This is a genomic window from Nocardia sp. Marseille-Q1738 (assembly GCF_965283145.1).
In genome coordinates, this window is sequence record NZ_CBDIMS010000002.1 from 706,383 (window position 1) to 729,409 (window position 23,027).

At 69.4% G+C, this 23,027-nt stretch carries 18 protein-coding genes and 1 pseudogene; 8 read left to right on the top strand and 11 right to left on the bottom strand.

What is annotated here, in order from left to right; genetic code table 11:
• Window positions 1–9 precede the first annotated feature (9 nt).
• Window positions 10–2,121: an amylo-alpha-1,6-glucosidase gene (locus ACWPXK_RS11630; RefSeq protein ID WP_454196064.1), complete on the top strand. Its 2,112-nt coding sequence runs from the start codon at window positions 10–12 to the stop codon at window positions 2,119–2,121.
• A gap of 97 nt (window positions 2,122–2,218) precedes the next feature.
• Window positions 2,219–2,407 (top strand): hypothetical protein, encoded by a 189-nt coding sequence (locus tag ACWPXK_RS11635; protein ID WP_454196065.1) that lies wholly within the window; start codon window positions 2,219–2,221, stop codon window positions 2,405–2,407.
• A gap of 70 nt (window positions 2,408–2,477) precedes the next feature.
• On the opposite strand, the gene ACWPXK_RS11640 is transcribed toward ACWPXK_RS11635, so the two are convergent.
• The 7 genes from ACWPXK_RS11640 to ACWPXK_RS11670 all read right to left on the bottom strand — a co-directional run bounded on the left by ACWPXK_RS11640 (window position 2,478) and on the right by ACWPXK_RS11670 (window position 9,133).
• On the bottom strand, window positions 2,478–2,933 hold the full coding sequence (locus tag ACWPXK_RS11640) for a DUF350 domain-containing protein (protein WP_454196066.1): 456 nt from the start codon (window positions 2,931–2,933) through the stop codon (window positions 2,478–2,480).
• A 64-nt stretch (window positions 2,934–2,997) separates the two neighbouring features.
• Complete coding sequence (locus ACWPXK_RS11645; protein WP_454196067.1) at window positions 2,998–4,161, bottom strand: glutathionylspermidine synthase family protein; 1,164 nt, start codon at window positions 4,159–4,161, stop codon at window positions 2,998–3,000.
• Window positions 4,162–4,983: a hypothetical protein gene (locus tag ACWPXK_RS11650; protein WP_454196068.1), complete on the bottom strand. Its 822-nt coding sequence runs from the start codon at window positions 4,981–4,983 to the stop codon at window positions 4,162–4,164.
• A 31-nt stretch (window positions 4,984–5,014) separates the two neighbouring features.
• Window positions 5,015–5,293: an acylphosphatase gene (locus tag ACWPXK_RS11655; protein WP_364331237.1), complete on the bottom strand. Its 279-nt coding sequence runs from the start codon at window positions 5,291–5,293 to the stop codon at window positions 5,015–5,017.
• Window positions 5,293–5,760 (bottom strand): OsmC family protein, encoded by a 468-nt coding sequence (locus ACWPXK_RS11660; protein WP_454196069.1) that lies wholly within the window; start codon window positions 5,758–5,760, stop codon window positions 5,293–5,295. The genes ACWPXK_RS11655 and ACWPXK_RS11660 overlap by 1 nt, the downstream gene beginning before the upstream one ends.
• Before the next feature lie 98 nt (window positions 5,761–5,858).
• Window positions 5,859–6,587 carry a response regulator gene (locus tag ACWPXK_RS11665; RefSeq protein WP_454196070.1) on the bottom strand — a complete coding sequence of 243 codons (729 nt, stop codon included), beginning with the start codon at window positions 6,585–6,587 and terminating at the stop codon, window positions 5,859–5,861.
• Window positions 6,584–9,133, bottom strand: a complete 2,550-nt coding sequence (locus tag ACWPXK_RS11670; protein ID WP_454196071.1) for an ATP-binding protein — start codon at window positions 9,131–9,133, stop codon at window positions 6,584–6,586. The genes ACWPXK_RS11665 and ACWPXK_RS11670 overlap by 4 nt, the downstream gene beginning before the upstream one ends.
• A gap of 590 nt (window positions 9,134–9,723) precedes the next feature.
• Here ACWPXK_RS11670 and kdpF point away from each other — a divergent pair.
• The 4 genes from kdpF to ACWPXK_RS11690 are packed head-to-tail and all read left to right on the top strand — an operon-like array spanning window position 9,724 to window position 14,510.
• The gene (kdpF, locus tag ACWPXK_RS11675; protein WP_454196426.1) at window positions 9,724–9,810 is read left to right on the top strand and encodes a K(+)-transporting ATPase subunit F; all 87 of its coding nucleotides are present in this window, start codon (window positions 9,724–9,726) and stop codon (window positions 9,808–9,810) included.
• Window positions 9,811–11,481 (top strand): potassium-transporting ATPase subunit KdpA, encoded by a 1,671-nt coding sequence (gene kdpA, locus ACWPXK_RS11680; protein WP_454196072.1) that lies wholly within the window; start codon window positions 9,811–9,813, stop codon window positions 11,479–11,481.
• Between the two features lies 1 nt (window position 11,482).
• Window positions 11,483–13,639: a potassium-transporting ATPase subunit KdpB gene (kdpB, locus tag ACWPXK_RS11685; protein WP_454196073.1), complete on the top strand. Its 2,157-nt coding sequence runs from the start codon at window positions 11,483–11,485 to the stop codon at window positions 13,637–13,639.
• A gap of 1 nt (window position 13,640) precedes the next feature.
• A complete protein-coding gene (locus ACWPXK_RS11690; RefSeq protein ID WP_454196074.1) occupies window positions 13,641–14,510 on the top strand; it encodes a potassium-transporting ATPase subunit C in 870 nt (289 codons plus the stop codon).
• A 67-nt stretch (window positions 14,511–14,577) separates the two neighbouring features.
• Here ACWPXK_RS11690 and ACWPXK_RS11695 read toward each other — a convergent pair whose 3' ends face one another.
• Window positions 14,578–15,663, bottom strand: coding sequence for an S-(hydroxymethyl)mycothiol dehydrogenase (locus ACWPXK_RS11695; protein WP_454196075.1), 1,086 nt, complete (start codon window positions 15,661–15,663; stop codon window positions 14,578–14,580).
• 227 nt (window positions 15,664–15,890) lie between these two features.
• Here ACWPXK_RS11695 and ACWPXK_RS11700 point away from each other — a divergent pair, with 227 nt between their 5' ends.
• A complete protein-coding gene (locus ACWPXK_RS11700; RefSeq protein ID WP_454196076.1) occupies window positions 15,891–16,316 on the top strand; it encodes a DUF1707 SHOCT-like domain-containing protein in 426 nt (141 codons plus the stop codon).
• Here ACWPXK_RS11700 and ACWPXK_RS11705 read toward each other — a convergent pair.
• Window positions 16,291–16,593: pseudogene (locus ACWPXK_RS11705) on the bottom strand (amidohydrolase family protein); the annotation flags it as partial. The gene ACWPXK_RS11700 and the pseudogene ACWPXK_RS11705 sit on opposite strands and share 26 nt — an antisense overlap.
• Window positions 16,594–16,817: 224 nt before the next feature.
• On the bottom strand, window positions 16,818–18,542 hold the full coding sequence (locus ACWPXK_RS11710) for a hypothetical protein (RefSeq protein ID WP_454196077.1): 1,725 nt from the start codon (window positions 18,540–18,542) through the stop codon (window positions 16,818–16,820).
• A gap of 435 nt (window positions 18,543–18,977) precedes the next feature.
• Between ACWPXK_RS11710 and smc the strand changes: the two genes are divergently transcribed.
• Window positions 18,978–22,598, top strand: coding sequence for a chromosome segregation protein SMC (gene smc, locus ACWPXK_RS11715; RefSeq protein WP_454196078.1), 3,621 nt, complete (start codon window positions 18,978–18,980; stop codon window positions 22,596–22,598).
• Window positions 22,599–22,610: 12 nt separating this feature from the next.
• On the opposite strand, the gene ACWPXK_RS11720 is transcribed toward smc, so the two are convergent.
• On the bottom strand, window positions 22,611–22,766 hold the full coding sequence (locus ACWPXK_RS11720) for a hypothetical protein (RefSeq protein ID WP_454196079.1): 156 nt from the start codon (window positions 22,764–22,766) through the stop codon (window positions 22,611–22,613).
• Window positions 22,767–23,027: the final 261 nt, after the last annotated feature.

Genomic DNA, 23,027 nt, shown 5'->3' on the forward strand with positions numbered 1-23,027 from the left:
ACCCCACCATTGACTCCCGCCCCCCTGAATTCCGGTGAACCGGCCGGATTCGGGGGGTGCGGTTCGGTGACCCTGGTGGAGGGCGGCACGTTCTGCCTGTCGAACCGGCTCGGCGATGTGGAGCCGGGCAAGCCGCACGGGTTGTTCTTCCGTGACGCGCGCGTGCTGTCCCGCTGGGAATTGCTGGTGAACGGCAAACCCGCCGAGTCACTTTCGGTGCTGAGTCCGGAGGCGTTCGCCGCCAGGTTCGTGTTGCGCAGGCCGCCGCAGGCGGGCCTGGCCGACAGCACGCTGCTGGTGGTGCGCGAACGGATCGTCGCCGACGGCATGCACGAATTGCTCACCCTGGAGAACATGGGCCGCGAGCCCACGGCGGTGCTGCTGGAGTTGCACGTGGACGCCGATTTCGTCGACCTGTTCGCGGTGAAGGAGGGCCGGGCGGGACACGCCAGGGCCGACGTGACGGTCGCCGACGGCGAACTGGTGCTGCACGACCATGCCGACCGCACCCGCGGGATCTCGATCTCGGCGACGGTGGAGCCCCAGGTGATGCCGGGCACGCTGCTGTGGCGAGTGATCGTGCCGGTCGGCGAGGTCTGGCAGACCGAGATCATCGCCCAGCCCACGGTGGGCAATCAGCGCTTCCAAGCGGTCGCTCCCGGCGAGCACTATGGCATCAGCGCGCCGGGCCGCAAGATCGAGGCGTGGCGGGATACCGCCACCGATATCAGCGCGTCCGATCCGGTGCTCACCCGAGTGCTGCGCCGCACCGAAAGCGACTTGGGCGCGTTGCAGATTCACGACGAATCCGGCGACGCCCGCCCGTTCGTCGCCGCGGGCGCGCCCTGGTTCATGACCCTGTTCGGCCGCGACAGCCTGCTCACCGCGTGGATGGCGCTGCCCTTGGAAGTCGACCTCGCGCTGGGCACGTTGCAGCAGCTGGCGGAACTGCAAGGGCAGGAGGTGAACCCGCTCACCGAGGAGGAGCCCGGACGCATCATGCACGAGATGCGCCGCGGCCCGGCGGGGGGTCAGGTGCTCGGCGGCAACATCTACTACGGAAGCGCCGACGCCACACCGCTGTTCGTCATGCTGCTCGCCGAGTGCTATCGCTGGGGCGGGGATCCCGAGGCGATCCGGCAACTGCTGCCCGCCGCCGACGCCGCGCTGCGCTGGATCACCGACTACGGCGACCGCGACGGTGACGGTTTCGTCGAGTACCGCCGTGCGACCGACCGTGGCCTGATCAATCAGGGGTGGAAGGACAGCTTCGACGGAATCAACGACGCCACCGGCCATATCGCCGAGGCGCCCATCGCGCTGTGCGAGGTGCAGGGATATGTGCACGCGGCGCTGCTGGCCAGGGCCGATTTGGCCGACGCATTCGACGACCCGCGGCTGGCCACCCAACTGCGCGAGCGCGCCGCGGAGTTGCGCGGCAAGTTCGCCGAGCAGTTCTGGCTGCCCGACCGCGGCTGGTACGCCGTGGCGCTGGACGGCGGCAAGCGGCAGGTCGACGCGCTGACCAGCAATGCGGCGCACTGCCTCTGGTCGGGTATCGCCAGTGACGAGCACGCGGCCGAACTGGTGCGACATATAGGGGGTCCGGAGATGGACTCCGGGTTCGGATTGCGCACCTTGGCGTCGAGCATGGGCGCTTACAACCCGATGAGCTACCACTGCGGTTCGGTCTGGCCGCACGACACGGCGATCGCGGTGGCGGGCCTCCTGCGCTACCAGCACGTGCCCGGCGCGGTCGAACTCGCGACGCAGCTGGCCAGCGGATTGCTGGACGCGGCAGCGGTGTTCGACGGGCGGCTGCCGGAGTTGTTCTGCGGTTTTCCCCGGTCGCGGTTCGCCAACCCGGTGCCGTATCCGACGTCCTGTTCGCCGCAGGCGTGGGCGAGCGCCGCGCCGCTGCTGCTGGTGCGCGCGTTTCTCGGACTCGACCCGGACGTTCCGGCCCGGACGCTCACCGTGCGCCCGCACCTTCCGGAGAGGTGGGGCAGGATTTCGCTGCGCGCGTTGCGGCTCGGCTCGATCACCGTCGACTTGGAGGTGGCGGGCACCCAGATCACCGCGGCGCGCCTGCCCGACGACTGGGAATTGGTGACCGGATGACCAGGCCGGGTTGCCGAGAGGAGCCACGGGGTATGCCTCCGGCGTAAGGATGTTGGCAAGCCTTCTCGCACTGACACGCAGGCATGGGAGGTGGACGATGCAGACATCGCTGGATATGCAGGATCTGTGGCGCACGCAGCACCGGGACTGCACCGCGGAGCCCACGACCGATCTCGACCTCGACCGCGCGCTGTTCATTCGCGGCGTGCACGCCGGGCACGGCCCGGAGTGCCGCCAGTACCTCGCGGCGGCGGCGTATTGCCTCGATCATCTGGACGACAACTGAACCACCGGCTTTCACCCGCGAAGCGACTGGGCGAGCGCGCCCAGCGATGATCTCTGCGTACGGCGACCCGTTACAGAATCGCGAAGGCGACGACCAGCCCGAGCGCGAAATGCGCTGCCGCCACGACGAGTACCTCGGAGGTGTAGGTCTCGGCGTGCAACGCGGCGCCGATGTCGATCCCGAGCGCCCGCTCGATGACCCGCACCGAGATGACCTGCGCGACGATGCCCACCAGGCCGAACACCAGCGCCGCGATCAGGCCCTCGGAGAGTTTGCCGCCTCCGCCCACCGCGAAGATGGCGAGCACCACGATGAACGCCATGCTGATCATGCCCGCGGCGGTGACGATGATGGCGTTCGGCTTGCCTGCCACCACCAGCCTGCGCAGCTTGCCCGGCGTGGTCAGGTCGACGGCGTAGAAGCCGACGAGCATGAGCAGCAAACCGACGAGGGCGTAGAGGATGATCGCTCCCACACCCTCGCCCAGCGAGCTCCAGTACCCCGATTCCAGGGCGACTGCGGTCATCTTGATCCTTCCGAAATGGGTTGGCCTGCGGTCGAGACGGATTGGTGTTCGTCGGTGACGATGCTCAGTCGGTGATGCGGTGCGGGACGAAGGCGGAGCCGTCGTCGGTGATCAGCCCCGCGGTCTCGCGGATGCCGAGGCCTGCCGCGGTATCGCCGACGATCCACGCGCCGAGCACCGGGCGCATGTCGTCGAACTCCGGTAGCGGGTCGAGCAATTGGTACACGTAGCCTTCTTCGCCGTAGACGCCACCGGTGGCGGTCTCCAAGCCGGCGCCGACGATGGTCATGTTCGCGCCCTCGCGTCCGAGCTTCGGCTTGCGGATGTACTCGGTGAGCTCATGGGGCTGGTCGAGATAGGCGGGCAACAGATTCGGGTGGCCCGGGTACATCTCCCACAGCACCGCGAGGATCGCCTTGTTGCTCAGCAGCGTTTTCCACAGCGGTTCGATCCACATGGTCTGCGGCAGGCTGTCCACGACACGCTTGCCGAACTCGTCGTCGAGCACCCATTCCCAGGGGTAGAGCTTGAAGACCGCCTCGATCGGCGCCTCGGCCAAGTCGACGAAACGCTCCAACTCCGAATCGAACCCGACCTCCTCGATCGGCAGCGCGATGGTGTCGAACCCGGCCTCGGCCGCGGTCTCCTGCATGTACGCCGTCGTGACGTTGTCCTCACCCGTGGCGTCCGCGCCGGACCAGGTGAAATGCAGCTGCGGGGTGGGCAGCACGTCACGCAGCCCGCTCCAACGCTCGACCAGCTTCTCGTGCAGCGAGTTCCACTGGTCGCCGCCGGGGTATCGGTCGGTGAGCCAGTGCCACTGCACGATCGCAGCCTCCAGCAGCGAGGTGGGGGTATCGGCGTTGTACTCCAGCAGTTTCGCCGGGCGGCGCGCGTCGTAGCGCAGGTCGAAGCGCCCGTAGACGTGCTGGTCGGAGCGTTTCCAGGATTCGGCGATCGGACCCCAGCTCCACTCGGGCAGGCCGAAATCGGCGAACCGCTCGGTGAGCACGATGTGCTCCACCGCGTTCAGGCACATCGAGTGCAGCAGTTCGACATCGGCCTCCAAGGCGAGGATCTCCGGCATCTCGAACTCGTAATGGACCGATTCGTCCCAGTACGGCCGCGGTTGCCCGCTCGCATCCCGCCCCGGGGAACCGTAGACCAAGCCCTGGCTTTCGATGATCCCCTGCCAGCCGGGCCGGGGCGTGTCCCGCACGCGGCGCATCTACGATCCCCCGCCGGTGCTCTTGCTGCCCAGTCCGCCGCGCTGGATCGTGGTGCCGCTCTTGGTCTTGATCTCGGCGCCCTTCGGCTTGACCGTGGTGCCGCCGGTAGGTGGCTTGCCGACCGTGCCGGGACCGCCGTAGTAGTAGCGGTACTGCGGTCCGCCGCCGAGGATGATCAGGCCCGGCCCGCTGCTGAAGCCGGGACGGCCCTCGCCGCAGTAGGAGTCGTCGACCACGAGCTCCTGGCCGTTCTCGGTCTTCACGCAGTGCGCGGTGACTCGGTCCGGCGCGGCCAGCGCACGGTAGGCGAGGTATCCGCCGCCGACCAGACCGGCGACGCCGACTATGGCGACACCGCCGATCATGACCCGCTTGCGCTTGCGCTTCTTGGCCTCCTCGGCCGCCGCGGCGGCGCGCTGCGCTTCTTCGGCGCGCTTACGTGCCTTGTCTCTAGCTCGTGCCTCGGCCACCGTGGGCGGCCGCGGCTGCGTGACGCCTGGTTCCTGACGCTGCACAGTGCCTCGGCGTTGTTGGGGTTCGGCTGGCTGCTGATCGGAACCGGTGCCTTCTGCGGGCTCTTGGCCGGTCCCCGTGCCCTGTGGCACCGAACTCGGCGTCGACCAGTCGATCTCCGGCGGTTGCGCGGGTCCGCTCGGTGCGGACACGGGCGTCGACCAGTCCGTGCCGCCGGACGTGGGTGTCGGCCGCTCTTGCTGGTCGGCCGATTCGGGCGTGGTCGCAGGCGTCGGCCGGTCCTCGGCCGGTCGCTCGGGTTCGGCGTCGTCTCGACGTTCGCCGTCACCCGGATTCCGCGTACTCACCGCTGCGCCCCCGTCGTTGCCCGAATCACCACTACCGCTCCTCGAAACCCGTCAAATCACCCCGCGCGGGCTCCCAGCTTTCCACAACCAACCGCACCCGACCAGGTGTATCCCCCGAACGCAAGAGGTCGAGCAACCGCTCGCAGGCGGTGCGCGGGCCCTCCGCGACCACGTGCACCCGGCCGTCGCGGGCGTTGGTCGCGTGCCCGACCAGCCCGAGCTCCAGCGCGCGCGAGCGGGTCCACCAGCGGAAACCCACGCCTTGGACCAGGCCGTGCACCCACGCGCTCAACCGGACGGCGCCGTCCATCAGGCCTCGATGTCGAACGACAGCGTCACCTTCGATCCCGCCTTCAGCGTCCGGCCCACCGTGCACACCTTGTCGATCGCGCGCTGCACGGTGACCAGCAACCGTTCCCGCGCCTCGTCGTCGAGTTCGCTGAGGTCGAGCTCGAACACCTCGTCCAGTTGCGGGTAGACCTCGTTCTCCCGGTCGGCGTCGCCGGAGACCCGGATGGTCGCGTCGAAGCTGTCGCCGAGTTTGCGCGACAGCGCGAAGTCCGCGCTCAGTCCAGAGCAGGCGGCCAGGGCGATCTTCAGCAGCTCACCGGGGGTGAACACACCGGGAACGCCCTGCGAGCCGATCAGGACCTCGGCGCCGCGGGAGCTGCGGCCGGTGTAGGCCCTGGTTCCGGTGCGCTCGACCCACAGTGTGGTCGGTCCCGGCGCGATCGGCGCCGCGGTGGCGGTGGCGGGGGTAGCGGTCTGTTCAGCCATGGGTTCGATCCTGCCATTCTCGTCGCGATCGGCTCGCGCCTGGCAACGCCGCGTCACGCCATACCATTCCGGAGGCAGCCGAGCGGTGGCCGGGATTACTACTCCTGGAAGCGGTAGCCCATACCGGCCTCGGTGAGCAGGTGCTTCGGGTGGGACGGATCGTCTTCCAGCTTGCGCCGCAATTGGGCCAGGTACACCCGCAGATAGTGCGTCTCGGTGGCATAGGACGGGCCCCACACCTCGCGCAGCAGTTCGCGCCGCCCGACCAGCTTGCCGCGGTTGCGCACCAGCATCTCCAGCATGCCCCACTCGGTCGGGGTCAGATGCACGGTCTCGCCGTGCTTGGTCACCTTTTTGGCGGCCAGGTCGACGGTGAACGACGCGGTCGTCACGACCGGTGCCGAGGAGTCGCCGTCGGCGGCGCCGCGGCGGACCGCGGCGCGCAGCCGCGCCAGCAGCTCGTCCATGCCGAACGGCTTGGTGACGTAGTCGTCGGCGCCGGCGTCCAGCGCCTCGACCTTGTCGGCGGAGTCGGTGCGCGCGGACAGCACGATCACCGGCGCCGAGGTCCAGCCGCGCAGCCCGGCGAGCACCTCGATGCCGTCCATGTCGGGTAGGCCGAGGTCGAGGATCACCACGTCCGGATGCCGGTCGGCGGCCGCGCGCAGGCCCGCGGCGCCGGTGGCCGCGGTGATCACCTCGTAGCCGCGGACCGACAGATTGATCCGCAAGGCGCGCACGATCTGCGGTTCGTCATCGACCACGAGCACCTTCGTCGCCACCGCCTCGGGCGTTTTCGTCACGACCGCCGCCTCCTGTGTCGTCACTTTTCACCTCCTGCGCTCATCGTCTCTTGCGCGACCTCGCCGGTCACACCGGTGGAGTCCGCCTTGTCGGCGGGCAGCTCGACCAGCATGGTCAATCCTCCGCCCGGTGTCGGCTCGGCGTGCACCGTGCCGTCCATCGCCTCCACGAACCCACGCACCACCGAGAGGCCGAGGCCGACGCCGGTGGTGTTGTCCCGGTCCCCGAGGCGCTGGAACGGCTCGAACAACTGCTCCTCGGTGCCGTGCGGCACGCCGGGGCCGGTGTCGACGACGGCGATCGAGACGCGGTCGCCGGTGCGTTCGGCACTGACCCGGACCGCGCTGTCGCGCGGCGCATGCCGCAGCGCGTTGTCGATCAGGTTGGCCAGTACTCGTTCCAGCAGGCCGCTGTCGGCTCGCACCGAGACGTCGCCGACTTCGACCTCGACCCGGTCCATCGCCGCGCGCCGCAGCCCGCGGGCGCCCATCCCGACGCTCACCAGCGCGCGATGCACCGCCTCGTCCAGGTACACCCGCCGCAGCTGCGGCGTGACCACGCCGACGGCCAGGCGCGACGAGTCGAGCAGATTGCCGACCAGCGCGGTGAGCTGATCCACCGATTCCTCGATCGTCTCCAGCAGTTCGGCGGTGTCCTCCGGGGAGAATTCGATGTCGTCGCTGCGCAGGCTGGACACCGCCGCCTTGGCTCCGGCCAGCGGGGTCCGCAGATCATGGCTGACCGCCGAGAGCAGCGCCCGCCGCAGGCGGTCGGCCTCCAGCAGCGCCGCGGCGGCGCTGGCCTCTTCGGCGAGGCGCGCCTGCCGTACCAGCGCGACGGCCTGGTTCGCCACCGCGTTGAGCACCGTACGGTCGGCGGTCGGCAGCGGACGTCCCGCCAGCAGCAACCAGTGATGGGCGTCGCCCGCCTCGACGACGGTGCTCGCGTCGGACAGCTGCCGCGGCGGATCGACGCCGACCTCGGCCAGGACTCGATCGTCCGCCACCAGGCTGACCGCGCGCTGGGTGAAGGTCTCCCGGATCTGCTCCAGCAGTTTGGGCAGGTCCGCGCCGTGCAGGATGGCACCGGAGAACATGGTCAGCAGCTCGGCCTGCCGAGATGCCTTGCGCGCCTGTCTGGTTCGCTTCGTGGCCAGGTCGACCAGGGCCGCCACCGCGACGGCGACGATGAGCAGCACGACGACGGTGATGAAGCTGTTCGGCTCGGCGATGGTCAGGCTGTAGCGCGGCGGCGCGAAGAACCAGTTCAACAGCAGGCCGGACAGCAGCGCCGACAACGACGCGGGCACGACGCCGCCCAGCAGCGCCACCGCGACGACGCCGACCACGAACACCGCGCTGATCCCGCCGAGATCCAGCACGTCGTCCAGGTACGCGGCGCTGACCGCGCACACCAGGGCGGGCACGAGAACCGCGGCAAGCCACGCGGTCACCGGGCGGCGCAGGTGCGGCGCCGAGCGCCGGAATCCGCGATGGGCCTCCTCGTGCGTCACCATGTGGACGTCGATCTTGCCGGACAGCTGCACCACCGTGGAACCGATGCCCTCATCGAACATCCGCGCCCAGCGCGAGCGCCGCGACGTGCCGAGCACCAGCTGGGTGGCATTCGCCTCGCGGGCGAATTCGAGCAGCGCGGTGGGCACGTCATCGCCGGTGACGGTGTGCAGCGAAGCGTCCAGGCTGGCCGCGAGTTCACGCAGCCGCGCCAGGCGCTCGGTGGAAACCCCGGCCAGGCCGTCGCCGCGCACCACGTGCACGACCACCAGGTCGGCGCTGGATTTGGTGGCGATGCGGCTCGCCCTGCGCACGATCGTCTCCGACTCCGGCCCGCCGGTCACCGCGACCACGACGCGCTCGCGCGCCTCCCACAGCTCGGTGATCTTGTGGTCGGCCCGGTACTTCGCCAGCGCCGCGTCGACCTGGTCGGCCAGCCACAGCAACGCCAGTTCGCGCAGCGCGGTGAGGTTTCCCGCCCGGAAGTAATTGCGCAACGCCGCGTCGATCTTCTCGGCGGCGTACACGTTGCCGTGGGAAAGCCTGCGCCGCAGCGCTTCCGGGGTGATGTCGACCAGCTCCACCTGGTCCGCGCCGCGCACCACCGCGTCCGGCAGGGTCTCGCGCTGCTGGATGCCGGTGATCTGTTCCACGACGTCGTTGAGGCTCTCCAGGTGTTGCACGTTGACCGTGGAGATCACGTCGATACCCGCGTCGAGCAGGTCGGCCACGTCCTGCCAGCGCTTCTCGTGCCTGCTTCCGGGCGCATTGGTATGTGCCAGCTCGTCGACCAGCACCACCGCGGGGGCCCGCCGCAGCACCGCATCGACATCGAGCTCAGGGAAGGTGGCGCCGCGATACTCGATCATCTTCGGCGGAATGCGCTCGATGCCCTCGAGCAGCCGCGCGGTCTTCTCCCTGCCGTGCGTTTCGACCACCGCGGCCACCACGTCGCGGCCGCGCTCCAGCCGTCGGTGCGCCTCGCCCAGCATGGCGTAGGTCTTGCCGACTCCCGGCGCGGCGCCGAGGTAGATCCGCAACTGGCCGCGCTTCACGCTTTCATCATCGCGCGCCGCGCCTCTCCGGCCCAGCGGCCCCCGGCCGATCCGGTCCGCTGTGCCTGGTCCCGGCGTCCTGCGCGCGTCACCGCCGCGCACTCTCCATCTCGATCACGACGGACTGTCGGCACGTCGACTGCTCGCGTGCCCCGAGCACGCGGATGACGAGCGCACAGCAGACGAATCCGACGACAACCGCGACTGCCGACATGACGATCCTCTCTTCCCTCCCGGCGGATGACACCGGTCGTGCTGGCGTCCTCCGCCTGGCCGGTTCTCCACTTCTACCTTCGTCGCAGGCGCCGACCTCGATCTTTACGGTGTGTTGACAGTTCGGCCGCGTACTTTGACGCGATACTTGCGGCCCTGTCCGGCGTGTCAATGAACCGCAAATGCCGGGCGCAGGGGCGTCAAGAAGTCGTCAGGAAGCGGTCGGGACCGTCGTCCGGGCGCTTCACTCGCTCTGATGTGCCGAAGCATCGGCGCGCGGATGGAGGTTGACGAGTCATGTCGGTCGTCGTGTTCACGGCGCTCACCATCGTGGTGTTCGCGCTGTTGGGGCTGGTCCAGCGCGGGGTGGAGAAGCTGTGACCGCGAACCTGGTCGGTCTGGTTCTCGCTGTCGGCATCGCGGTCTACCTGGTCGCCGCGTTGCTGTTCCCCGAGAGGTTCTGAGTGAGCACGACAACCGCGGGGATCGCCTTCGTGGCATCCCTGATTCTGGCGCTCGCGCTGGTACACGTACCGCTGGGCGACTATATGTACCGGGTCTACAACGGCCGCAAGCATTCTCGCGTCGAGCGCTTGGTGTATCGCGCGATCGGCGCACAGCCCGAGGTCGAGCAAACCTGGCCGGTGTACGCCCGCAGCGTGCTGGCCTTCTCGGCGATCGGCATCCTGTTTCTGTTCTTCTTCCAGCTGGTGCAGGGCGAACTCCCGCTGCACCTGAACGATCCGGCCACCGAGATGACGCCCGCGCTGGCCTGGAACACCGCCGTCAGCTTCGTGACGAACACCAACTGGCAGAACTACTCCGGTGAATCGACCCAAGGGCACCTGGTGCAGATGGCCGGGCTCGCGGTGCAGAACTTCGTCTCCGCGGCGGTCGGCATGGCGGTGGCGGTGGCGCTGGTGCGCGGATTCGCCCGCAGGCACACCGGCGACCTCGGCAACTTCTGGGTCGACCTGGTGCGCGGCACGTTGCGCATCTTGCTGCCGATCGCGTTCGTGTTCGCGATCGTGCTGGTCGCGGGCGGCGTGATCCAGAACTTCCACCTGCACGACCAGGTGGCGCAGAGCCTCACGGGTGCCGAGCAGACCATTACCGGCGGACCGGTCGCCAGCCAAGAGGTGATCAAGGAACTGGGCACCAACGGCGGCGGCTTCTACAACGCCAACTCCGCGCACCCGTTCGAGAACCCGACCAGCTGGACCAACTGGCTGGAGATCTTCCTGCTGCTCGTGATCAGCTTCTCGCTGCCGCGCACCTTCGGTCGGATGGTGGGCAGTCGCAAGCAGGGCTACGCGATCGTCGCGGTGATGGGGACGATCGCACTGATCAGCGTGACACTGACCAATCTGTTCCAGCTCCAGCACCACGGGACCGTGCCGACCGCGATCGGCGCCTCGATGGAGGGCGTGGAACAGCGATTCGGCGTGCCGAATTCGGCCACCTTCGCCGCCTCCACCACGCTGACCTCGACCGGCGCCGTCGACTCGTTCCACGACTCCTACACCAGCCTCGGTGGCCTGATGACCATGTTCGACATGCAGCTGGGCGAGGTCGCGCCGGGCGGTGTGGGGTCGGGCCTGTACGGCATGCTGATCCTGGCGGTGATCACCGTGTTCGTGGCGGGCCTGATGGTCGGGCGCACACCCGAGTACCTCGGCAAGAAGATCACGCCGCGCGAAATCAAGCTCGCCGCCTCGTATTTCCTGATCAGCCCGCTGATCGTCCTGGTGGGCACGGCCGCGGCGATGGCGCTGCCCGGGCAACGGGCGAGCATGCTGAACTCCGGGCCGCACGGCCTGTCGGAGGTGCTGTACGCGTTCACCTCGGCGGCCAACAACAATGGCTCGGCGTTCGCGGGCCTGACCGGCAACACCGAGTGGTACAACACCGCGCTCGGCCTCGCCATGGTGTTCGGCCGCTTCCTGCCGATCATCGTCGTGCTTGCGCTGGCCGGTTCGCTGGCGCGACAGGGCAGCACTCCCGAGTCGATCGGCACCTTGCCGACGCACCGGCCGCAGTTCGTCGGCATGGTCGTCGGTGTGACGGTGATCCTGGTCGCGCTCACCTTCCTGCCCGCGCTCGCGCTCGGGCCGCTCGCCGAAGGAATCCACTGACATGTCCAGTCCCGTCATCGAGAAGAACGTCTCCGCGGACTCCGAATCCCAGCGGCCGCGTCGGGGCAAGGGCACCCAAGGCGGAGTCCTCGACCCCAAGATGCTGCTGACCTCGTTGCCGGACGCGGTGCGCAAGCTCGATCCGCGCACCCTGTGGCGCAACCCCGTGATGCTGATCGTCGAGCTGGGCGCGGTGTGGGCGACCATCCTGGCGCTGGCGGATCCGAGCTTCTTCGCCTGGGCGATCGTCGTGTGGCTGTGGCTCACGGTGATCTTCGCGAACCTGGCCGAGGCCGTCGCCGAGGGCCGGGGCAAGGCGCAGGCCGACACGCTGCGCAAGGCCAAGGCCGATACCGTCGCGCGGCGGCTGGTGGACTGGTCGCCGGGCGCCCGGGTTGTCGAAGAGCGGGTCGCCGCACCGGAATTGCGACCCGGCGATCACGTGGTGGTCGAAGCGGGTGAAGTGATCCCGGGCGACGGCGATGTGGTGGAGGGCATCGCCTCGGTGGACGAGTCGGCCATCACCGGCGAGTCCGCTCCCGTGATCCGGGAATCCGGCGGCGACCGTTCCGCGGTCACCGGCGGCACCACCGTGCTGTCGGACCGGATCGTCGTGCGGATCACCCAGGAGCCGGGCCGCAGCTTCATCGACAAGATGATCGCCTTGGTCGAGGGCGCGAGCAGGCAGAAGACACCGAACGAGATCGCGCTGAACATCCTGCTGGCGGCGCTGACCATCATCTTCGTCTTCGCCGTCGCGACACTGCAGCCGCTGGCTATCTTCAGCAAGGCGAACAACCCTGGCGTGCCGGACAGTTCGGCGTTGGATGTGCACGGCGTCACCGGCATCGTGCTGGTCTCACTGCTGGTGTGCCTGATCCCCACAACCATCGGCGCGCTGCTGTCGGCCATCGGCATCGCGGGCATGGACCGCCTCGTGCAACGCAACGTGCTCGCCATGTCCGGCCGTGCCGTCGAGGCCGCTGGCGATGTGAACACGCTGCTGCTGGACAAGACCGGCACCATCACCCTCGGCAACCGCCAGGCCGCGGACTTCGTCCCGATGCCCGGCGTGAGCGAGGACGAATTGGCCGATGCCGCACAGCTTTCCAGCTTGGCCGACGAGACGCCGGAGGGCCGATCCATCGTCGTGTACGCCAAGGAGGCGTACGGTTTGCGTGAGCGGACGCCGGGCGAGCTGACCCACGCGCACTGGGTCGAGTTCACCGCGCAGACCCGGATGTCCGGCGTCGACCTGGACGGCCGCCAGCTGCGCAAGGGCGCCGCGAGCGCGGTCACCGAATGGGTGCGCGCCGAGGGCGGTGCGGTGCCCGACGAACTCGGCGCGACCGTCGACGGCATCTCCGCCGCGGGCGGCACGCCGCTGGTCGTCGGCCGGGTCGCCGACGGCACGGCCCGAGTGCTCGGCGTGATCCACCTGAAGGACGTGGTGAAGCAGGGCATGCGGGAGCGGTTCGACGAGATGCGCCGGATGGGCATCCGCACGGTGATGATCACCGGGGACAATCCGTTGACGGCCAAGGCGATCGCAGACGAAGCAGGCGTCGATGACTTCCTGGCCGAAGCCACGCCGGAAGACAAGCTGGCGCTGATCAAGAAAGAGCAGGACGGTGGACGCCTCGTCGCGATGACCGGCGACGGCACCAACGACGCGCCCGCCCTGGCCCAGGCCGACGTGGGCGTAGCGATGAACACCGGCACCTCGGCGGCCAAGGAAGCGGGCAACATGGTCGATCTGGACTCCGATCCGACCAAGTTGATCGAGATCGTGGAGATCGGCAAGCAGTTGCTCATCACCCGCGGCGCGCTCACCACGTTCTCCATCGCCAACGACATCGCCAAGTACTTCGCGATCATTCCCGCGCTGTTCGTGACGCTGTTTCCCGGCCTCGACCTGCTCAACGTCATGCGCCTGGCCAGCCCGCAGTCGGCCATCCTGTCCGCGGTGATCTTCAACGCCGTCGTCATCGTCGCGCTGATCCCGCTGGCGCTGCGCGGCGTGCGCTACCGGCCGTCGAACGCCTCGAAGCTGTTGACCCGCAATCTGACTCTGTACGGGCTCGGCGGCATCATCGCGCCGTTCCTCGGCATCAAACTCATCGACCTCGTCGTCCAATTCCTCCCTGGGATGTCCTGACATGCGCTTCTCGACCTTGCTCCGGCAACATGTCGCCGCACTGCGCGCGCTGCTCGTGCTCACGGCGATCACCGGAATCGTCTATCCGCTGGCCGTTTTCGCGGTCGCGCAGCTGCCGGGCCTGCGTGAGAAGGCGGACGGTTCGCTGCTCGACGCCAACGCGACGACCGTGGGTTCGAGCCTGATCGGGCAGTCGTTCACCGACGCCGACGGCGCCGCTCTGATGCAGTACTTCCAGAGCCGTCCGTCCGCCGCCGGCGACGGGTACGACCCGCTGTCCACCGCGGCGAGCAACCTCGGCCCGGAGGACATCGTCGACACCGCCTCGCGCAAGAGTCTGCTGACCCAGGTGTGCACCCGGAGCAAGGAGGTCGGCGACCGTGAGGGCGTCGACGGCAGCCGTCCGTTCTGCACGAAAGACGGTGTGGGCGCGGTGCTTTCGGTGATCGGCCCACGTGACGCCGACGGAGACGTGTCACGTCCCGTGCAGGTCGTCAGCGTGAACGAGGCATGCCCGGCGCAGCCGTTCCTGCACACTTACCGCGGCGTGCGGGTCGAATGCGCCGAACCCGGCCGGGACTACTCGGTCGGCCGCATCGTGCCGATCCATGGCGATGCCCCCGCCGACCCGGCGGTGCCCGCCGACGCCGTCACCGCGAGCGGCAGCGGGCTGGATCCGCACATCTCCCCGGAGTATGCGGCCATCCAGGTGGCTCGTGTCGCGAAGGCGCGCGGCGTTTCCGAGGAACAGGTGCGCGCTCTGGTGGACGAGCACATCAGCGGGCGGACGCTGCGGTTCCTCGGCGAGCCGCGGGTGAATGTTCTTCAGCTGAACCTGGAGTTGGACCACCGCTATCCGTACCGCGGCTGATCGCCTCCCTGCCGCCGGGCGCGCCGACGCGTCCGGCCCAGGGCGGATCCATCCGTGATGCGGGCGCTCACCAGACCACCACCGAGCGCAGCACGTCGCCGGTGCGCATTTTGCCGAATGCCTGCTCCACCTCGTCGAGTCCGATCCGTTCGGTGACGAAGCGGTCCAGCGGCAGGCGGCCCTGACGGTACAGGTCGATCAGGGCCGGGAAGTCGCGTTCCGGCAAACAGTCGCCGTACCAGGAGGATTTCAGCGCGCCGCCGCGGGAGAACAGGTCCAGCAGCGGCATCTCGATCACCATGTCCGGGGTCGGCACGCCGACGAGGACGACCGTGCCCGCCAGGTCGCGGCCGTAGAACGCCTGCTTCCAGGTCTCCGGCCGGCCGACCGCGTCGATGACGACGTCGGCGCCCCAGCCGCCGGTGTACTCCTGGATCTTCTCCACCACGTCCTCGGTGGTCGCGTCGACCGCGTGGGTGGCGCCGAATTCATCGGCCCAGGACAGCTTCCGGGCGTCCCGGTCGATCGCGATGATGGTCTTGGCTCCGGCCAGGCGCGCACCGGCGATCGCCGCGTCCCCGACGCCGCCGCAGCCGATCACCGCGACGGAGTCACCGGGCGAGACGTTGCCGGTGTGCATCGCCGCACCCAGTCCCGCCATCACGCCGCAGCCGAGCAGCCCCGCCACCGCCGGGTCGGCTTCCGGGTCGATCTCGGTGCACTGGCCTTCGTGTACCAGGGTCTTGTCCACGAACGCGCCGATACCGAGGGCGGGGGTCAGTTCGGTGCCGTCGGTGAGCGTCATCTTCTTGCTCGCGTTATGGCTGGCGAAGCAGTGCCAGGGACGGCCGCGTTTGCATGCCCGGCACTCGCCGCAGACGGCACGCCAATTGAGGATCACATAGTCACCCTGGGTTACGTGGGTGACCGCGGCGCCAACGGTTTCCACCACGCCAGCCGCCTCGTGGCCGAGCAGGAATGGGAAGTCGTCGGTGATCCCGCCTTCGCGGTAGTGCGAGTCGGTGTGGCACACCCCGCAGGCCTGCACCCGCACCACCACATCGTGCGGTCCCGGATCGGGAATCACCACGTCGACGAGCTCGACCGGCGCGCCTTTGCTCCGGGCCACGACTCCACGCACGGTTTCCGACATCTGTGCCTCCTGAAGGAATTCACCGATGACGCGGTCCGGCCGCTCGGCGGGCCCGCGAGCTGAACACCTGTCCATACTCCTGTACCCGATGCCCCGAACGCTATCGCCGGGCCGTGCGAGTCCCGCTATTCGGGCGGAGAAGCACGAAGAGTTGACATTCCACTTTGGAGGGTTATGCTAGAGCCAACATTCCACTATGGAGCATGGAATCGTCGATAGGACCAGGCATGGACATCTCCACCGCTACCCGCGCCTCGAATGCCGAACGCGACACCGTGGTTCGCCTGCTCGGCAGGCATATGGCGGACGGGCGGATCGATGCGGCCGAGTACGACCAGCGCGTCGCCCAGGTGTACGCCACCACCACCCGCGACGACCTGCGACTGGTGCTGTCCGATCTGCCCGAACTCGGCAAGGACGCCGCCGAACCGGCCACCCCGCGGCCGCGCATCCCGATCTGGCAGCGCATCGAGGGCGGCACGTGGCTCGGCGTCAGCGTGCTCGTGCTGGCGATCTGGGCCGCGATCTCGCTCGGCGTCGGCGCCGTCACGTACTTCTGGCCGATCTGGGTGATCGGCCCGTGGGGCGCCGTACTCGCGTTCCGCGTGCTGACCGGCTTCGAGAGCGGTCGTTGCGGCCGTCGCGCGCGCTGAACCGCAGCGCGCGCACGCCGATGCGGTCCAGCTCGATGATCTCCCCGTCGGTGGCGTCCAGGTCGAGGCGGGTGACGCCGACCCAGCCCTCGCCGAGTTCGGCGAGGGCGGCCTTCAGGTAGCTCTGATCCGTGCCCTGGAACGACCCGCTGACCACGGCGCCACCACTGATGTCGAACCACGACATGCGCTTGCGGTAGTCCGCGATGGTGAACGGCTCGGGCAGGTAGCCCTCGTTTTCGGCCAGCGGCCGGATCGGCGCCGTCAATCGGATCATCCGGTGGCGGCGCCGTTTTCTGTGCTACCAGGGCGCCGCGCGGTCGATCCGGCTGATCCCGCCGCGAGCATTGCTCGACGCAGCGAGGTGCTCGGGCAGAGTTTGGTCGTGGTGTCGGTCGGCGGCTTGGTCAGGCTGGTTCGAATCGGCCGTGACGTGGGCGCCGGGCTGAGTGTGTCGGCGCTGCCATCGGATCACCTGGTGGCGGCGCCGATTTCGGGTGCTTACCACCCGCGCCGCGAGGGCGACTCGTGCGACGGGGAGGGGTGATCGCGCCGTGACCGCTGTTCGCCGTTGCGGCGGCGCGGTGGAGGCTGGTCGTGGTGTGGTTCGGCGGCCTGGTCGCGACGTGGGCGCTCAGGCTGCGCGCGTCGCCCCGGCCGCGCATCGAAGTCTGGAGCAGCGTAAGGGTTTCGCTGGCGGCCGGATTCTCGCGACGATGGGTGCGCGTCGGCCTCGTAATCGGATTGTGGATCCGGACTCGGCCGCGGGGTGTGGTGCCCGGCGTACCGCTGGTCGGCGGGCGGTTCGCCGGAGGGTTCCTGACGTCGGCGTCGTGGCAGCTCGGGACGCCCGGGGGTGGGACGCACGGGTAGGCGGGGGTCTTCCGCGGCGGTTCGCGGAAACGGGCCACTGTGCCGGTCCGGATCGGGGTTGTCACGGTGGCGGCGCGCCGAGCGGGACGGTCCGTCGTCGCCGGACCGCGGCTTCCGTTGCTCCGTGGGTCGGGCGGCGGATGGCCGATCGACGTCGGCGCGGCGGGACGAGGACCGCGGATCGGCGGCGCTCTCGCGTGGCGAGCGGCTTTCCCGGCGGGACGGTAGGGGCTCGGCGGCTCGGGCGGCGGCCGAAGGTCTTTCCCGGCGGGCGGGGAAATGGGCATCGCGGACGTCTGCCGTTTCCGCGGATGTCGTGTGCGGGTGTCTGGTGCGGGGTGCGTCTTCCGACGATTGCCGATGCGGCTTGTCCGGCCGCGGCGGAGGACCGGGCCGGAGTACGGGAAGTTCCCGGGTGACCTGGGAGGCGCTGACGCCCTTCTCGCGATAGGTCGCGGGAATGTCGTGGGCTCGCAGCCATGCGCCCGGGTCGTCGCGGGCACCGGCGTCCAGCCACGGAATGGTTTCCTCGAGCAGGTCCAGCAGATCACCGGACCGGTCGCCGAGCGCGGCGCGGATGCCGGGGAACGCGTCGGGTTGGAATGTCCACCTCCATTCCGACCGCGGATGCGGACCGACGATCGCGCGGCCGTGCACCACGAGGTCACCGGAGCGGGCGATCTTGACGCGGACCGTCCGCCTGCTCGACTCGACGAGGAGTTCACCCGTTTCGGTGCGCGTGATCTGCTCGATTTCGTCGTGGTCGTCGAGATCGTCGAGGTCGGCGTCCGCGCCGGGATCGCCGCGCCGCGCCCACTTCGTCACGGCGTTCCAGGTGGACAGCAGCGGCCGCTCGTCCTCAGCGCCAGGGCGGCCGATCCGCAATGTCCGCGCTATCCCGGCGACGAGGTCGGAACGCGCGGAGTATTCGGCGGGTTCCGACTGATCGTCCGCTCCGAGCGGCGCCATGGGCACCGGACGCGCCGTGCGACCGGTGCGCTCACCCGGCTCGTATTCCGGGTACTCCTCGTCTCCGGATCGGCGGCCTCGCCCGGAAAAATTCCCACGAATGGGAGCCGCGGCCTGCTCCGCGTCGTCATCCCACCCGTTCTCGGCGCCGGGACGCGCGTCGTCGCTCTCCCGCTCCTGCGCCCTCAGCTTGATTTCGAACCATGCCGCGCCCAGCGCCGCCGCGGCGAACGCGGCCGCGACGACGACTTCCCCCCACACGTCGCTGAGCACCGCGCTCTCGCTGCGCCCGCAAGCATGGAGAAACACCAGGCTGCCCAGCACGAGCGCCGTGATGCGGGCAAGGCGGAACGCCGTGGGAGACCCTGCTGAGGGGGCAGACATGGTGGTGCGCTCCAGAACGTGCCGCTGGCGAATCAGAGGGATCGTATGTGGCGGGGCGGCGCGGCGTCAGTGCCAGTTCGAGACTGCTCGGCGTCGGTGCGGTGCGGCCGGTCGGATGTGCGGCAGGTCGCCCCACCGCGTCGGGTCCTTTCCGCGCCGCGGCGGGACGGCCCGGTGATATGTCATGCTCGCGTTGCGCGGGACGATCGAGCGCGGTAGACAGCGATACAGGCAGTACCGGCAAACCTGGGGCACATCGCAATGCGCGGAATCCACGGGCGAGTCGATAACCTACTGGGAGTGCCGAACCGCTGCTCGGCCGCACGCGGGCCCAGGGAAGCTCCGGCACGCGACGGAATACGATGACTGGTCGCCGAAGCGCTGCCGAGCACGGGCAGGTCGCGGGGCGGGTGGAATACGGAAAGGTCGTCGAATTTGCACTTGAAGAGCCTGACGTTGAAGGGCTTCAAGTCCTTCGCGTCCGCGACGACGCTGCGGTTGGAGCCGGGCATCACGTGTGTGGTCGGTCCGAACGGATCGGGCAAATCGAACGTCGTCGACGCGCTCACCTGGGTCATGGGCGAGCAGGGCGCGAAGGCGCTGCGGGGCGGCAAGATGCAGGACGTGATCTTCGCGGGCACCGCGGGACGCGCCCCGCTCGGCCGTGCCGAGGTCACGTTGACGATCGACAACTCCGACGGCGCGCTGCCGATCGACTACGCCGAGGTGTCCATCACCCGGCGGATGTTCCGCGACGGCGCGGGCGAATACGAGATCAACGGCAACTCCTGCCGCCTGATGGACGTGCAGGAACTGCTCAGCGACTCCGGCATCGGCCGCGAAATGCATGTCATCGTCGGCCAGGGCCAGCTGTCGGCGATCCTGGAATCGCGCCCGGAGGACCGCCGCGCGTTCATCGAAGAGGCCGCCGGTGTGCTCAAGCACCGCAAGCGCAAGGAAAAGGCGGTCCGCAAGCTCGAGGCCATGCAGGCCAACCTGGCGCGCCTGACCGACCTCACCACCGAGCTGCGCCGCCAGCTCAAACCGCTGGGCAGGCAGGCCGAGGTGGCCCGCAGGGCGCAGACCGTGCAGGCCGATCTGCGCGACGCCCGGCTTCGCCTGGCCGCGGACGACCTGGTCACCCGCCGCCGGGAACTGGAGAGCCAGCAGAGCAAAGAGGCATACGCCCGCGAGCAGCAGATCACCGTGCAATCGGAGCTGGACGCCGCCAGCGCGGCACTGGCGGAGCAGGAATTCCAGCTGTCCCGGCTGACCCCGAGCGCCGAGGCGGCCGCACAGATCTGGTTCCAGCTCTCCGCGCTGGCCGAGCGGGTCAACGCGACCATCCGGATCGCGGGCGACCGCGCGCGTCACCTGGACACCGCGGTCCCGGTCGGCACCGGTCGCGACCCCGAGCAGCTGGAAGCCGAGGCCGAGCGGGTGGAGGCCGAGGAGGCCGAGCTGCGCGAGGCGGTCGAGATCGCCGCCGAGACGCTGGAGGCGGCCAGGGACCAGCTGGCCGAACGCGAGCACGCGGCCAAGGCCGCCGAGCAGGCGCATCTGGCCGCCGTGCGGGCGATCGCCGACCGGCGTGAAGGACTTGCCCGGCTGTCCGGCAAGGTCGACACCCTGCGCGCCAGGGCTCAGTCGGTGGACGCGGAGATCGCCAGGCTCTCCGCCGCCATCGCCGAGGCCCGGCATCGCGGTGCGGCCGCGCAGGCCGAATTCGACACGGTGCAGGCCGAGCTCGCCGAACTGGACGCGGGCGAGGTGGGCTTGGACGCTCAGCACGAGCATGCGGTGCAGGCGCTGGAACTGGCCGATCAGCGCGTCACCGAACTGCGCGAACAGGACCGTGACGCGAGTAAGCGGGTGGCGTCGCTGAGTGCGCGCATCGAAGCGCTCGGCATGAACCTGGCCCGGCGTGACGGTGTGGCCTGGCTGGTGGAGCACCGGGAACAAGGGTTGCTCGGCCCGCTCTCGGCGCTGTTGCGCGTGCACGGTGGCTACGAGGCGGCGGTCGCGGCCGCGCTGGGTCCGCTCGCCGACGCCATCGCCGCCGACACCGACGAGTCCGCGCACGCGGCGATCAGCGCGCTCAAGGACGCCGACGCCGGACGCGCCGCCGTCGTATTCGGCACCGCGGAGGCCGATCGGCCGCCACTCGGCGCACTGCCCGGCAACGCCCGATGGCTGATCGATGTGGTGGATTGCCCCGACAGCGTGCGCGCCGCGATGGCCGCGTTGACCGCCGACATCGCCGTGGTCGACGATCTGCCCACCGCCAGGGCGGTGGTCGCGGCCCGGCCCGAGGTCCGCGTGGTCACCCGGGACGGTGATCTCGCCGGAAACGGCTGGCTGCTAGGCGGTTCCGATCGCGCGCCGAGCCAGCTGGAGATCCAAGCCGACATCGATGCGGCCACCGCCGACTTGGCCGCGGCGCAGCGGCGCGCCGAGGAACTCGAGGCCGCGCTGTCCGGCGCACTGGACGAGCAGGCCGACCGCAAGGACGCCGTCGATCAGGCGCTGCTCGCCCTGCACGAATCCGACCAGGCGCTGGTGGCGATCTACGAGCAGCTCGGCAGGCTCGGCCAGACCGCCCGCACCGCGCACGCCGACAGCGAGCGCCTGCTGGCTCAGCGCACCGACGCGGAGACGAGCCGGGAGGACGCGCTCGCCTCGCTCGCCGAACTGGAAGATCGACTGCGGCACGCGGAACTCGAACAGTCCGAGGTCGACTCCGACGGCGCGGGTGCCGCGGGCACCGAATCCGCGGGTCGCGCGCGGGAGGAGGCGGCGGCAGCGCTGGCGGAGGTGCGGGCCATGGAAGTCGAAGCCAGGCTCGCCGTGCGCACCGCCGAAGAACGCGCGGAATCGGTCCGCGGTAAAGCGGATGCACTGCGCCGAGCGGCACGCGCGGAACGGGAGACCCGCGCCCGCGCCGAACGCGCCCAGGCCGCGCGCAAGAAGGCGGCCGAGGTGGCCGCGGCGGTCGCCGAGTCCGGTGCGAAGATCGCCGCCGAACTGGAAAAGGTGGTCGCCGCGGCGGGCGCCCGCCGCGACGAGCTGGTGCGCAGGCGCTCCGAATGCGCCGCCCAGGTCGAGCACGTCAAGGAGCGGGTCCGCGCGCTCGGAACGCAACTGGCTCAGCTCACCGACGCAGTGCACCGCGACGAGGTGGCCAAGGCCCAGGCCGCGCTGCGCATCGAGCAGCTGGAGGCGACCATCGCCGAGCAGTTCGGCATCGCGCTCGACGATTTGATCGCCGAGTACGGCCCCGACGTGCCGATGCCGCCCTCGGCGCTGGAATTGCAGGAGTACGAGCAGGCCACCGAACGCGGCGAACAGGTCAGCCCGCCCGCTCCGATGCCCTTCGACCGGCAGACCCAGGAGCGCCGCGCCAAGCGTGCCGAGAAGGACCTCGCCACCCTCGGCAAGGTGAACCCCCTTGCGCTGGAGGAGTTCGCCGCGCTGGAGGAACGCTACAACTTCCTCGCCACGCAGCTCGAGGACGTCAAGAGCGCGCGCAAGGACCTCCTGGACGTGGTCGCCGAGGTCGACGCCCGCATCCTGCAGGTGTTCACCGAGGCCTACGCCGACGTCGAGCGCGAATTCGTCGAGGTGTTCGCGAAGCTGTTCCCCGGCGGCGAGGGCAGGCTGCTGCTCACCGACCCCTCGGACATGCTCACCACCGGCATCGAGGTGGAGGCCCGCCCGCCGGGGAAGAAGGTCAAGCGGCTGTCGCTGCTGTCCGGTGGCGAGAAGTCGCTGACCGCGGTCGCGCTGCTGGTGGCCATCTTCCGGGCCAGGCCCTCGCCGTTCTACGTGATGGACGAGGTCGAGGCCGCACTGGACGACACCAACTTGCGCCGCCTGATCGGCCTGTTCGAACAGTTGCGGGAGAAGAGCCAGCTGATCGTCATCACCCACCAGAAGCCGACAATGGAGATCGCCGACGCTCTCTACGGCGTCAGCATGCGCGGCGACGGCATCACCCAGGTGATCTCGCAGCGGCTGCGCGGGGAGAACCTGGCTCCGGTGGGCGCGGCGAGCTGAGCCGACCCGCGGTCAGCCGCGGCGGGCGGTGAGCGTGACGGTGCCGGAGTCCAGATCGACCAGCGGCGCGTCAGCGGAGATCCGATCGTCGACCTTCGCTGTCGCGACCCACTCCTTGTGCTCGTGGATGTGCTTGCGCGACGCCCTTACTGGAGCAGTGCCGGGCACGTTGGGTGCCGCACCTGGCTGACCTCCCGCAGTCTCGTACGCACCCACAGTCCCAGCTCACTCAACCGGCCACGGTTGCGTTGGATAACGAGTATCGAGGGGAGTTCAATGGTGGCTCCAAAGGGAGGAGCCAGCCACCATATGACTACCGCCGATCCCACGAAAGCCCCGCAGCTGGGTCCGAACGCAACCACAGCCGGTTGACCACGCTGGAAGCCGACGGGTTCCGATCGACTGCGGGAGGTAAGCCGGGTACGGCAC